This is a genomic window from Selenomonadales bacterium, from assembly GCA_018335585.1.
Lineage (GTDB): Bacteria > Bacillota > UBA994 > UBA994 > UBA994 > UBA994.
In genome coordinates, this window is the sequence record JAGXRZ010000053.1 from 77,800 (window position 1) to 90,595 (window position 12,796).

At 57.2% G+C, this 12,796-nt stretch carries 12 protein-coding genes; 11 read left to right on the plus strand and 1 reads right to left on the minus strand.

The annotated features are described in order from the left end of the window. Positions 1-27 precede the first annotated feature (27 nt). Positions 28-900 carry a hypothetical protein gene (locus KGZ66_10515; GenBank protein MBS3986016.1) on the plus strand — a complete coding sequence of 291 codons (873 nt, stop codon included), beginning with the start codon at positions 28-30 and terminating at the stop codon, positions 898-900. A gap of 2 nt (positions 901-902) precedes the next feature. Next, a complete protein-coding gene (gene metK, locus KGZ66_10520) occupies positions 903-2,114 on the plus strand; it encodes a methionine adenosyltransferase (GenBank protein MBS3986017.1) in 1,212 nt (403 codons plus the stop codon). 229 nt (positions 2,115-2,343) lie between these two features. Here metK and nhaC read toward each other — a convergent pair whose 3' ends face one another. Then, entirely contained in the window at positions 2,344-3,735 is a 1,392-nt protein-coding gene (gene nhaC / locus KGZ66_10525; GenBank protein ID MBS3986018.1) for a Na+/H+ antiporter NhaC, read from the minus strand. A gap of 192 nt (positions 3,736-3,927) precedes the next feature. Between nhaC and KGZ66_10530 the strand changes: the two genes are divergently transcribed. The 9 genes from KGZ66_10530 to KGZ66_10570 all read left to right on the plus strand — a co-directional run bounded on the left by KGZ66_10530 (position 3,928) and on the right by KGZ66_10570 (position 12,758). Continuing rightward, complete coding sequence (locus KGZ66_10530) at positions 3,928-4,281, plus strand: hypothetical protein (protein MBS3986019.1); 354 nt, start codon at positions 3,928-3,930, stop codon at positions 4,279-4,281. 72 nt (positions 4,282-4,353) lie between these two features. Next, positions 4,354-6,519, plus strand: coding sequence for an ATP-dependent RecD-like DNA helicase (locus tag KGZ66_10535; protein MBS3986020.1), 2,166 nt, complete (start codon positions 4,354-4,356; stop codon positions 6,517-6,519). Further along, the gene (locus KGZ66_10540; GenBank protein ID MBS3986021.1) at positions 6,519-7,169 is read left to right on the plus strand and encodes a ComF family protein; all 651 of its coding nucleotides are present in this window, start codon (positions 6,519-6,521) and stop codon (positions 7,167-7,169) included. Before KGZ66_10535 ends, KGZ66_10540 begins: the two co-directional genes overlap by 1 nt. Positions 7,170-7,212: 43 nt before the next feature. Beyond that, entirely contained in the window at positions 7,213-7,416 is a 204-nt protein-coding gene (locus KGZ66_10545; GenBank protein ID MBS3986022.1) for a cold-shock protein, read from the plus strand. Between the two features lie 144 nt (positions 7,417-7,560). After that, the gene (raiA, locus tag KGZ66_10550; GenBank protein ID MBS3986023.1) at positions 7,561-8,076 is read left to right on the plus strand and encodes a ribosome-associated translation inhibitor RaiA; all 516 of its coding nucleotides are present in this window, start codon (positions 7,561-7,563) and stop codon (positions 8,074-8,076) included. Between the two features lie 5 nt (positions 8,077-8,081). Beyond that, positions 8,082-9,437: a B12-binding domain-containing radical SAM protein gene (locus KGZ66_10555; GenBank protein MBS3986024.1), complete on the plus strand. Its 1,356-nt coding sequence runs from the start codon at positions 8,082-8,084 to the stop codon at positions 9,435-9,437. Beyond that, positions 9,427-10,542 (plus strand): hypothetical protein, encoded by a 1,116-nt coding sequence (locus KGZ66_10560; protein MBS3986025.1) that lies wholly within the window; start codon positions 9,427-9,429, stop codon positions 10,540-10,542. Before KGZ66_10555 ends, KGZ66_10560 begins: the two co-directional genes overlap by 11 nt. A 65-nt stretch (positions 10,543-10,607) precedes the next feature. Beyond that, positions 10,608-11,240, plus strand: coding sequence for a hypothetical protein (locus tag KGZ66_10565; GenBank protein MBS3986026.1), 633 nt, complete (start codon positions 10,608-10,610; stop codon positions 11,238-11,240). Positions 11,241-11,459: 219 nt separating this feature from the next. Beyond that, positions 11,460-12,758: an HD domain-containing protein gene (locus tag KGZ66_10570; GenBank protein MBS3986027.1), complete on the plus strand. Its 1,299-nt coding sequence runs from the start codon at positions 11,460-11,462 to the stop codon at positions 12,756-12,758. Positions 12,759-12,796: the final 38 nt, after the last annotated feature.

The window sequence follows — 12,796 nt, forward strand, 5'->3', positions numbered from 1 at the left end:
TACAATGTGTGTCGTAGAGGTGATCCGATGATAGAAGCACTGTTTGCCTGTGTCTTGCGTGCTCACAGGACGATGCGCACACATCCGGTAGCAGTTTGGTTCCCAGCCCTCTTTAGCGTGGCTATGTTTGTCGTATTTCTCTTGATTGCGGTGGTACTAATCCTCCCTATTGTGCCCGATATTCTGACCCAACCTAACCCTGCCACCCTTGCCTCGCCTGCGGTTGTGCTCGCTCTATTTCCCCGCATTCTGCTCCTAATCGCACTAGCGGTGCCGTTAGTGCTAATCACCGACGCAGGGACGCTGTACATACAGGCGCAAGCGGTGCGAGGACAGGATGTCGACACGAGTCACTTCTTCCTTGGCATGCGCAAGCTGTCTTGGCGGTTACTTGCCGGTAGGGTCATCGAGTGGACGCTCTATTTGCTGCTCTCGGTCCCTCTGCTTGTGTCCGTAGTGCTGCGGGTCGTGAAGCTCATTGGGCCGGAAGGCCCTATGATGCTTGCGCCTGAAGAGCCAGTTTTCAGGGCGTTTATGGATTTTCTGCCCCTTGCCTTACTCACCGGCGCGATATATGTTGCCGTGGGCGTCTTGATGAGCATGTGGGCACGCGTGCTTGCCCTGCGGGAAGTGACTATGTTTCGCGCGCTTATCGCCGGCGCATCGTTTGCCCGCGCACATTTTTTCTCCATACTACTAGTCTTCATCGGCCAATGGGTATTGGCCTCCTTGCTGCAAAGGGTGCTTGGCGAAGGGGAGCTAGCAGGGATGATTGGGCTAGCCTTAGGCTATATCCTGCGCGTCTATGCTGGCATGACGCTTATGCACTTATATGAACTTCGTACTGCCGCCACACCGCAATCCGCCGCCGACGTGCAACCAATGGAAAACGGAGGATAGAGATGCGACACTTTTTTACCTCAGAGTCAGTGACAGAAGGGCACCCCGATAAAATCTGCGATCAAATTGCCGACGCCGTACTAGACGCCATTCTCACGCAAGACAGCACCGCCCGCGTAGCGTGCGAAACGGCGGTCACTACCGGACTTGTCCTGGTCATGGGCGAGATATCCACTACCTGCTATGTGGACATCCCGCGTATAGTGCGTGACACCGTGCGCGAAATCGGCTACACGCGGGCTAAGTATGGCTTTGACGCCGAGACGTGTGCAGTAATTACGTCCATCGACGAGCAGTCGCCCGATATCGCCCAAGGCGTCAACCAGGCACTAGAGCAAAGGGAGGGTGGCGAGGCGCCCGACCAAGCCTCGAGCACCGGTGCCGGCGACCAAGGCATGATGTTTGGCTATGCCTGTGCAGAGACGCCGGAATACATGCCTTTGCCCATTAGTCTGGCCCATAGCCTCGCACGCCGCCTGAGCGCCGTGCGCAAACAGCGCATTATCCCTTATCTCCGGCCCGATGGCAAAACTCAAGTCACCGTGGAATACGAGGGACATCGCCCCGTGCGGGTTGACACGGTTGTAGTCTCGGCGCAACACAAACCGGAGGTCACACTCCCGACCATTCGCGAGGACATCATTGCGCAGGTCGTGCGCCACTGCATCCCCGCGCACTTGCTCGACCACAAGACAAAGTTCCTTATAAATCCAACGGGCCGATTTGTGGTGGGCGGGCCGCAGGGCGACAGCGGCCTCACCGGGCGCAAAATCATGGTCGACACTTACGGTGGTGCAGCACGCCACGGCGGCGGAGCGTTTTCCGGCAAAGACCCAACCAAAGTTGATCGCTCGGCGGCGTATGCGGCGCGCTATGTGACGAAAAACATCGTAGCCGCAGGGTTAGCGGAGCGCTGTGAGTTGCAGGTCGCCTACGCCATTGGGGTGGCGAAGCCCGTCTCGATTATGGTCGATACCTTTGGCACGGGTGCAGTAAGCTCAGACAAGCTAGCCCAGATTGTAGGCCGCCATTTTGACTTACGTCCGGCAGCGATTATCGCGCACCTAGGCCTGAGGGCGCCAATCTATCGCCAAGTAGCGGCTTATGGCCACATGGGGCGCCCTGACCTTGACCTCCCCTGGGAGCGACTTGATAAGGTGGCGGAGTTAAGGCAGTATGTGGGTGCCCAGTGCCCAGTGCCCAGTGCTCAGTAGAACGGGGGACTCTTGGCTCCTGGCTCCTGGTAGAGGGAGTGCTTAGCGGTTAAAGCGTACGGCTTACAGCGTACAGCTTACAGCCATCAGCGGACAGCCACTCCGCAGTGGCAGTTCATGATTCACGATTCCTGATTCATGATTGCTCAATGCTCACCGCTCACCGCTCAAAGCTAAAAAGGTGGAGAGGCCAAAGCCTTTCCACCTTTTCATTTAACCAGATTCCAAACTATTCGTCCTTGAGCTTAGCCATGGAGAACCCGGTGTAGCCGTAGATGACATTAATTACTGGCACAAGCAGGTTGAAGAAGGCAAAGGGGAGGTACGCCGCAGGAGCAACGCCTAGTGTCGCCGCCATAAACGCGCCGCACGTGTTCCATGGAATCAGGGCCGAAGTCACGGTGCCGGCTCCCTCAAGGGCACGCGACAAGTTCTTTGGCGCTAGGTCGCGCTTTGCATATTCTTCCTTAAACAGGCGACCGGGCAGTACGATGGCGAGGTACTGGTCGGCAGCGAGAATGTTGGTGCCGATGCAAGCCAGCACGGTGCTCAGCACGAGCGAGCCGGTGCTCTTAGCTGCGGCAAAGACCTTCTTGCCGACAGCCTCTAACATGCCCGTCTTCTCTAGCACGCCGCCGAAAACTAAGGCGCAGACGATCAGTGATACCGTAAACATCATGCCGTCGAGTCCGCCACGGTTAAGCAGCCGGTCTACCGCGGCAACGCCTGATTCAATCTCAAAGCCGAAGTGGGCCGATCCGATGATGTCGCCAATGGAAGCGCCCTGGAACAAGGCCGCGAAGATGGCACCGACTACCGAGCCGGCGATTAACCCCGGCAGAGCGGGAATCTTCATCGCGATTAGGCCAATAACCACCAGTGGCGGTATCAACAGCCAAGGTGAAATAGCGAAGTTGTCGCGGAGGGCGTTAAGAATAACGTTGATGCGCTCGGCGTCTAGTGTGCGCCCAGCGAACTTCATACCCAGTACGCCGTAAAGTATCGCAGAAATAGCAAAAGCTGGGAGGGTGGTGTAGAGCATATGCTTGACATGAGCGAACAGAGAGCTGCCGGAAACAGCGGGAGAAAGGTTCGTCGTATCAGACAGAGGGGAAAGCTTGTCGCCAAAGTATGCGCCCGACACAACGGCGCCTGCCACCATACCGGCGGGGACATCAAGGCCGATGCCGATACCGGTAAGCGCAATACCTACCGTGCCGGCTGTACCCCAAGAGGTACCTGTCGCTAACGAGACGACGCAGCAAATGAAGAACGTAGCAACTAGGAATATACTAGGAGACAGAATCTGCAGGCCGTAGTAAATCATCGCGGGAATCGTTCCGCTTAGAATCCATAGGCCGATTAGCGTACCGACTACCATCAGGATAAGGATAGCCTGTAACGTGGCGGTGAGCGTAGCGCGCATGCCGTCCTCTAGTTCTCCCCAAGGTATGCCGAGCATTGTTATAGCGACAATGGAGGCTACGATAGTTCCGAAAATAAGCGGGATGTGTGGGTAGGCTTCGTGCACGAGCACAGCATAGGATAGAGCGGCAACCGTCACAACAATAGGAATAAGAGCATGGAGAATCGTTGCTTCTTTACGTTGCTTCGCGATCACTGATTTCCCTCCTTATAATTTTTCACTGAGCGCCTCAATCTCTTTCTATATTGCGGCCTCCCTCACCTTCTCAAAAAAAATGAATTGTACAATAAAATTTTAACTTGGCGGCCTCAATTAAGCAAGAGACAGATTTAGGATGAGCACTGAGCACTACTCCACTGCATACCATAGTGCAAGGGGGTGGGGCGCGTGCTCTGGATACTCGTCTTCGTGTTGGCGACAATCCTCTGCGCGCTTTGCGCGGCGAGACAGACCCGCATAGATGAGCCGCATGCATTAGGTCTAGACTTCGGGGATTCGCCTGAGCTGGTGGAGTATACGCTGCGGGCTATCGCCAAGCGAGCGGAACGTGAGGGCATCTGCAATCTAAACATCTATCTCGAGGCCCGCGACGAGGAGTGTAAGCGCATTGCCGCGCGCTTGTGTGAGTATATTCCGCTATACTTACACCTTGGAGCGCATACTGCTGTTCCGGCGGTGCAAGTCGCAGCCTTTGCAGGTGTTAACATGGTGCAGAAAATGAGTTTTAAGTCATTGGTCTAGTGAAAGCCGCTCGGTGCAGGAGATGCGCCTGACTTGTCAAATATAGCGGGTGAGATAAGGTGAGGTGAGCGCGTGCTGCAGCTAAAAGGAACTATTGAGCGTGTGGTCTTCTATAATCCAGCCAATCACTACAGTGTACTGCGCTTTAAGCTGCGCGATAACCAGATTGTTACGGTCGTAGGGCTTATCCCGGGCGCAGCTGTGGGCAAGGAGCTGGAGCTAACAGGGGAGTACACCTCGCACCCGCAGTACGGCAAGCAGTTTTCGGCCACCGCGTACGTCGAGCGTGCGCCGCTAGAGGCAGTAGGCATAGAGAAGTATCTGGGCTCGGGGCTTGTCCCCGGCATCGGCCCGGGCACGGCCAAGCGGCTTGTCGCCCATTTTGGGGCCGATACTCTGCGCGTCCTTGAGCACTCGCCGGAGCGCTTACAAGAAGTGCCCGGACTAGGCGCCTCCAAACGCGCCAAGCTGCTTAACGGTTTGGCAGGGCAGCGGGAAGTGCAAAAGGTAATGGTCTTTCTGCAGGGGCACGGCATTACCCCGGCCTACGCCAGCCGTATCTACCGCGAGTACGGTGCCGAAACCGAAGCCGCCATCCGCAAAAATCCTTATCGCTTGGCGGACGACGTGTTTGGCATCGGCTTTCGCACGGCGGACAAGCTAGCGCGCGAATTAGGTTTCCTACCGGAGGAGCCGCGGCGCTTAGCGGCCGGCATCCGCTTTGTCTTGCGCGAGGCGGAAAACAGCGGCCACTGCTACCTACCCCTCGGCGTGCTAGAAAAAGACGCCGCAGCGGCGCTCGAGGTGCCGCCGGAGCTAATCGCCCCCATAGTAGAGAACCTTGTGCAGGGCAAACACCTCGTGCGCGCCGTTCAGGGAGAGGAAACCCGCATCTACCGTGTTCCCGTCTACGCCGCCGAAGTCGCAGTCGCCGGTAAACTGCGCGATTTAAGCCGCCTGCCGGTGCCTTTTCTAAGCGAAAGCCTCGCGGCAGAGCTGCAGGCCTTTACCGCGCGCTACGGCATTGCCTTAGTCGAAGCGCAGCGCCAAGCTATAGCCACCGCGCTTAGTCACGGCGTCACGGTCATTACGGGCGGCCCGGGTACGGGAAAGACGACGCTTGTTAAGGCTCTCGTGCACATTTGCGAGGCGCGGCAGTGGTCGGTATACTTAGCTGCGCCTACCGGCAGGGCCGCCAAACGCCTGCAGGAGGCCACCGGGCAGGAAGCTAAGACGGTGCATCGCCTGTTGGAATACACGCCGCAACAGCAACACTTTCACTTTGCCCGTAACGAGGAGAATCCCCTCCGCTGCGACATGTTAGTGCTCGACGAATCGTCCATGATGGACCTGTCGCTGATGTACCACCTGTTGCGGGCCGTCCCCCTAGGTTGCCGCCTCGTCCTCGTAGGCGACGTCGATCAACTCCCCCCCGTAGGCGCAGGTAACGTCCTGCGCGATATTATCAGCTCGGGCCTCTTGCCGCTCGTACGCCTCGAAGTCATTTTTCGCCAAGCCAAAGAGAGTCTAATTATTTCTAACGCACACCGCATCAATCGCGGCGAGTTTCCTTATCTGGCCACCAACAGGCGCGACTTTTTGTTCCTGGCGGAGGATGACCCCGAGCGAGTCGTAGCTTGTGTCTTAGAGGTAGTGCAGCAGCGCCTCCCCAAGCTATACCGCTATCACCCCATCCAAGACATACAGGTGTTAACGCCGATGCGCCGCACCGCTACCGGCGTGGACAACCTAAATCTCCTATTGCAGCGGGCACTTAACCCGCCCTCTCCCAGTAAGGCTGAAGTACAGACGCCCGGCACCGTGCTTCGCTTAGGCGATAAAGTTATGCAAATTCGCAACAACTACACGCGTTTCGTTTATAATGGAGATGTAGGAACTATTGTCGCTATCGACGGCGAAGATGGCGAGCTGACCGTAGCCTACCCTGAGCGCAACGTCGTCTATGAGCTGACCGAGCTGTCGGAGCTGACGCTAGCCTATGCCTCGACAGTGCACAAGAGCCAAGGCAGCGAGTACCGAGCCGTAGTACTGCCCTTTACCACCCAGCACTATGTGATGCTACAGCGTAACCTCCTCTACACCGCCATTACACGCGCACGCGAAATGGTAGTTATAGTGGGCAGCAAAAGAGCAGTAGCGATTGCTGTTAAGAACAACAAGCTAGAACAGCGGTACACCGGCCTGGCTACGCTCCTCACACAGGGATGGCTGCTCTAATGCAGTGGCTACTTGAGCTCGTGTTCCCCCCGCGCGCGCGGTGTGCTATCTGTAGCGAGCCGAGTGAAGAAGAAATCTGCGCCTTCTGTACGGCCGATATCGCAGCATTTAGGCGCCTCTGTAGCACAGGTCGCATCGCCTTTCCAGGCAATGTCAAAATCGCCGCACTCTTGCCGTATGAGGGGCGCGTGCGAAAAACAATCCATCGGCTTAAGTTCGCCAACAAACCGGCCATAGCGCGCTCTTTGGCACGAGCTTTTGCGGCAGCCGCGGTATTACCTAGCACAGGCATCGACCTGGTCACGGCCGTGCCTATGCATAGAGCGAGATACCTAGAGAGAGGCTACAACCAGGCAGAGCTGTTAGCCAAAGAACTAGCCGCACTGCAGAACTTGCCGTTTAAGCAGGTGCTCGCGCGCACGCGCGCCACGCCGCCGCAGAACACATTAGGACGCAAAGCGCGCGCCACGAACGTAGCGGGAGCCTTTGCGGCAAAGGAAGACTTGACCGATCGCGGCATTCTGTTAGTTGACGATGTGTGTACTACCGGAAATACGGTACTAGCCTGCAGAGAAGCCCTTTATAAGGCAAACGCACGGGACGTAGTTATCGCAGCTGTAGCAATATCCCTAGCTCCGGGCCAAGGGTAAGCAACGCTGCTAACGATTCAAAGCATATTGGGAGGTTACAGTCATGAAGCAGCAGGGGAAAGTTAAGTGGTTTAATCAGCAGAAGGGGTTTGGGTTCATTACTACTAACGCGGGGCAGGACGTGTTCGTCCACTTCTCGGCAATCGTGGGCGAGGGCTTTAAGTCACTCGAAGACGGCCAAGATGTGGAGTTCGAGGTCGTAGACGGACCGCGCGGTCCTCAGGCAACTAACGTCGCCAAGAAATAAACTAGGGGCCGAATGCGGCCTCTCTTCTCTTTTTTGCAGGAGTCTTTATCCAAGGTAGCGAATACACCTAAACAAAGCTAGGGAGTGTGAACGAGTTCCACGCGAATCGCGCACTTCGTAAGCTGAGAAGGAGGAGTACAGCGTATGCAAGTTAGCGTCAGAGGTAAGAACGTCGAGGTCACTGATGCACTACGCGACTACGTCTTCAAGAAGGTAAAAAAACTGGACAGGTATTTTGAGGGGGCGGGTGAAACCTACGCTACACTAAGCCTAGAAAAAGACCAACACCGGGTAGAAGTCACGATTGGGTTTAACGGGCTGCTACTGCGCGGCGAAGAACAAAGCGCGGACATGTACGCCTCAATCGACCTCGTGGTCGAAAAGCTTGAGAAACAGGTCGACAAGTACCGCACAAAAATTGCCCGCCGTCTGCGCACAGGGGGCAGTCCGCTCCCGGTGACCGAAGAGACGCAAGATGCGCCGAAGGTCGTGCGCAACAAGCGGTTCCCCATGAAACCTATGCATGTCGACGAGGCCATTCTGCAGATGAACCTGCTCGGGCACGATTTCTATGTCTTCACTAACGCCGAAAGTGAGCTGGTAAACGTAGTCTACCGGCGCCGCGACGGCAACTTTGGGCTAATCGAACCACAGGTATAGAGCGGATGCTCGACGTTCTGCTGGTTAAACTTAACTACGAGGCTGTGCTCTCGGTGGACCGCGAGTTTGACCTTGGCACGGCCTACCTTGCCGCCGCATTGCGGCGGCAAGGCTATGCAGTAGAGATAATTGACGCCTCGCTCGAAGAGCTGTCCTTTGACGAAACCGTGTCCCGCATCCTCGGCAAACCGGCGGCTATCATCGGCCTCAGCGTCTGGCTGCATCGCCTAGTAGCCGCGAGCGAGCGCCTTATTGCGGAGCTTAGGCAGCGCGGCGTAAGCAGCCACATCACCGTCGGGAGTCACTCCCCGACGTTTCTCTATGCCGAACTACTGGAGCACAATCCTGGGCTCGACTCTGTAGTGTGTGGCGAGGGCGAGTGGACGTTGCAGGAGCTAACCGAGCGCGTCTGCCACAATAAACCCTGGCACGACATTCCCGGTTTAGCCGTGCGCACTGACGGCAGAGTAGTTCTTAAAGTGCGGCCGGCTGTATGCGAGCTTGACGAGTTAGCGCCGCCTGCGCTCGACTATCTTCCCCACATTAAGCAGCGCGGGCAGTTTATGTCTATACTTACGAGTCGCGGCTGCTACGGCAAGTGCACGTTCTGTAGCACCAGTCCCTTTTACCGTGCCGGGGGAGGGAAGCCTTGGCGTGCCCATAGCCCCGAGCGTGTCCTAAGCGAAATTGCGGCCCTGTACAGAGAAGGCATAAGGCACTTCGGCTGGCGCGACGACAACTTTATCGGGCCGGGGCGGGTAGGGCGGGAACGCGCGCGAAGGATTGCCGAGCTCATCATAGAACACAAGCTTCGGCTCTCATTCTACATGGCTTGTCGCGTAGACGACGTGGAGCGCGAGCTTTTTGCCCTGCTTAAACAAGCCGGACTAAAGCGCGTGTTTCTCGGTGTAGAGTCGCTCTCCCCGCGACGCCTAGCCGCCTTTAATAAGCTGGCGACGGTAGAAGACAACGAAAAAGCCATGCGCATCCTCGGGGAACTGCAGATACCTTATACCTTGGGTTACATAATGCTGTCGCCGGACACCACTTGGGCAGAATACCGCGAAAGCAGCACGCGCTTAGCAGAGGTGCAGCGCAGCATACCCGGCGCGGCCGACGCTCTGCAGGACGCCTACAGCGCGGTGGAAATATTGCCGGGGACGGCTATTGCCAGAGAACTGCGCGAGAATAAGCGCCTGTCTGGAGACCACCGGGCGTACCGCTATCGGTTCGAGGACCCGCGCGTAGCGTTGTTGCACGGCGCGGTCACGACTTTGCGCGCTCTGACGCGGCCGTTAGCGCGAAAAATCGCGGCAGCGGTACGCGAGGACCGCCGCCGGGAGTTAAGGAGTGAGGATTAACTTGCGCATTGCGGCGGTAATCTTTGAGGGCGGTGCGCCGCGCCACGCCGTCGTGCGGGAGCTCACGCGCGTGCGCCACGGCGTGGTGCTAGATACCATCGCCAAGCTCTCGGCGGCGCCCCGCGTGGACGAGATAATTCTCTGCACTAACTACCCGCAGCTTGCCGAGGAAGCGGCCGCGCTTGGGGCTAGAGTGGTTGCAGATTCATCTCCGTTTCACTTTGGCCGAGCCTTGCAGAAAATAGTGCGCGAAGCGCAGTGTGACGGCATAATTTACCTTGGCGGCGCGGCGGCTCCGCTCCTTTCCGTGGCCGAGTTTGACCAACTAGCCGAGGGCTTGCGCGCCCGTGCACCTGTGGTTATTACGAACAACCCGCAATCTGCCGACATTGTGGCTTTTGCCCCGGCGGATGCGCTTTTGGCACTCTCTCCGCCGGAAAACGACAATGCCCTGGCCACATTGCTTAAAACGGGTGGCCTGACGCGCGAGTTTATGCCGCACTCCGTCGGCGTGCACTTTGACTTAGACACGCCAAACGACGCTTTGGTGCTGTCCCTTTCGCCACACACAGGCGAACGCACCCAGGCGGCACTGCAGGAACTAACCTGGGACAGCGCGCGCCTCACGCAGGCTATAACCCGCATGCGCGCTACACACTGCGAGTGCGCGCTTATCGGCCGCGTCAGCCCAGCGGTAATGGCCCACCTTAACCGGCATACGTTTTTGCGCCTGCGGGTTTTCTCGGAGGAGCGCGGCATGAAAGCGCTCGACCGCGAAGCGCAAGGCCTGGTCGTGAGTCTGCTTGGGCACTACCTCGCAGCGGTTGGGCCGCGCCGCTTCTTTGCCGACCTAAGCCAGACCGCAGATGTCGCCTTTATCGACACGCGCGTGCTCTTTGCGCACTTTAAGCTAAAGTTAAGCGAGGACGTGCGCTTTCTTTCTGACCTTGGCAGATACGAAGAAATATCTCACCCTTGGCTGCGGGAGTTTACCCAAGCGGCGGCAGAGGCCGGCATCCCGGTCGTCTTAGGCGGCCATTCCCTGGTCTCCGGGTGCATGTGGGTTGTGGCCGAGCATTTAGCCTGCCGTAATGAAAATTCTTAAGTCCACAAGGAGTCCTGCGTGCAAAGGCGAATACAATTAGAAGTCTGTCTTGAAAGAGGTGTGCGATGAGTAAAGAGCGGAGTTTAGCAATTGAGGAACTGGTGTGTTCCCTGCAGGGGGTAGACTCAGCGCGGGCTGTGCTAGACCCAAACGGTGAGATTACCGAACTGCATATTCTCAGCGACCAGAGCCGTAATCCGCGCCTCATCGTGCGTGACACCGAGACTTTACTGCTTGTGCGCATGGGTATTAACGTGGATCACAAGCGCATTAGCGTCGTGCAATTTGCCGAGCGCCCCGAGGCCGAGGTCAAGCGCATTAGCCTGCGCGGCATAAGCTACAAGCTTAACCGCGGCGCGGCCGAAGTAGGGGTCACCCTGACACTCGGGGACAAACAAGCTGAGCATACGGCCTCCGGGCCCAATTCGCTGCAAAACCAGCTGCGCCTTGTCGCAAACGCCACCGTAGGCGCGCTGCGCGAGCTTTTGGGCAACATGGTAGGCTTTGTGGTCGAGGACGTCACGCAGTTTCCCTTTGCGCGTGGCGAGGTTGTGGTAGTAGGTGTTTCCGTGGTAAGCGGCACCGGCGAGGAGACGCTAGTCGGCTCCGCCTTTGTGCGGAGCGACGCCAAAGAGGCAGTCGTCAAAGCGACGCTCGACGGCGTCAACCGCCGCTGCCAGCGCTACTTCGGTACATAAGTTTTTCACAGGTTTTCGTTTTGGGGGGGCGAAACACAATCAATCTACAAGCGGAGCGGTGGCCTGTCCGGATTTTAGCGGAGTGGGACAGAGTCAGCACGCAAGGAGGTCTTGGTTGTGAAAAAGGTTATGCGCATTGTCGCTCGTTTACTTAGCGGTGGTTCTAATTTCATGTGGTAGGCTTCTGCCCCCCTGTTTTTGAAAGGCGGTACAGCACGTATGTCGCTTAAGTTGCGCCTATATGTCTATGCGGTAATTGCGCTCGCTCTCGTTGCCTTGGTATCCCTAGGCCTGCCCACAGATCTCTCCAGCGTTCGGGCCATTGCTGTCTATGCTGCCATGGCTATTCTCTTTGAGGCCTTAGCGATCAAGGCACCCTTTGCTAGCGTGACGGTGTCAGTTGGGTTTGTACCAACCTTGGCCGCCGCCTTGGCCTATGGTCCATTGGTTGGCCTTTGGGTAGGAGTTCTGGGAAGCCTCAACTGGCATAGCCTCAGAGGCGGCAAGCCTCTCTATCGTAATGCCTTTAATGCGGCACAGGCGGGGTTAGCAGGGGCTGCAGCGGGTTGGGTATGGCAGAGGAGTTGGGCTGGGGGAGCAGTACTCCTAACGGCCGAGAGCATTGCTAGCATGGTGTTAGCATTCCTTGTCTATTTCGTAGTTAATGCTGTGCTCCCGCTTACCGCAGTGGCCATTCAGAGAGGTCGCAGTCTCTTAGAAATTTATCGCCCGTTAATTGGCTGGGCATTGCCAACGTATTTTGCCACAGCACCGTTAGCTGCACTAATTGCGTTGCTCTACACTAGCGCTGGCTATATCGCGGTAGTGCTCTTTCTCTTGCCCCTGCTACTAGCCCGCATGTCTCTGCAGCTTTACCGCGATACGCGCCGCGGCTATATCGAGACGGTGCAAGCGCTAGCCGACGCTATTGATGCAAAGGACACCTACACCGGCGGCCACTCCGCGCGCGTTTCCTTTTACGCGCGCGAACTAGGCAGGAAGCTAGGGTGGCAGCAAGAGCGCCTCGAGCAACTCACTTTTATGGCCTTGTTGCACGACATTGGCAAGATAGGTATTAAAGACCAACTCCTAAATAAGCCTGGCCGTTACAACGATGACGAGAAGCTAACCGTTAACAACCACGCCAGTTTGGGCGCGGATATTATCGGCAGAAGCACCCCTTTGCGCGTCATCGCCAACTACGTGCGCCATCACCACGAGCACTATAACGGTAAGGGTTACCCAAACGGCCTGCAGGGCGAGGATATTCCGGAGGGCGCGCGCATTATTGCCGTAGCCGACTGCTTTGACGCCATTACCTCCGTGCGCACCTACACTACCGCGCGGCCGGTGCATGCGGCGCTAGAGGAACTAAGGCGCTGTAGCGGCACCCAGTTTGACCCACAGGTAGTGCGGGCCATGGAGGAACTGATGCGCGAGCGGGGCGAAGTGGCAGCCGCAGTGCAGGAGGTAGCGGCCGCTAAAGCCAGCGTACTTGCGAGCCTGCAGAACGAGTGATAGAATAATACCTGTCAGCCGAGCTTTCCTAGTGAAAG

Bases quoted from the DNA above. Each gene is read 5' to 3' on its own strand.
- KGZ66_10515 (MBS3986016.1), top strand. From the start codon at position 28: ATGATAGAAGCACTGTTTGCCTGTGTCTTGCGTGCTCACAGGACGATG.
- KGZ66_10555 (MBS3986024.1), top strand. From the start codon at position 8,082: ATGCTCGACGTTCTGCTGGTTAAACTTAACTACGAGGCTGTGCTCTCG.
- metK (MBS3986017.1), top strand. From the start codon at position 903: ATGCGACACTTTTTTACCTCAGAGTCAGTGACAGAAGGGCACCCCGAT.
- KGZ66_10540 (MBS3986021.1), top strand. From the start codon at position 6,519: ATGCAGTGGCTACTTGAGCTCGTGTTCCCCCCGCGCGCGCGGTGTGCT.
- KGZ66_10545 (MBS3986022.1), top strand. From the start codon at position 7,213: ATGAAGCAGCAGGGGAAAGTTAAGTGGTTTAATCAGCAGAAGGGGTTT.
- raiA (MBS3986023.1), top strand. From the start codon at position 7,561: ATGCAAGTTAGCGTCAGAGGTAAGAACGTCGAGGTCACTGATGCACTA.
- KGZ66_10565 (MBS3986026.1), top strand. From the start codon at position 10,608: ATGAGTAAAGAGCGGAGTTTAGCAATTGAGGAACTGGTGTGTTCCCTG.
- KGZ66_10570 (MBS3986027.1), top strand. From the start codon at position 11,460: ATGTCGCTTAAGTTGCGCCTATATGTCTATGCGGTAATTGCGCTCGCT.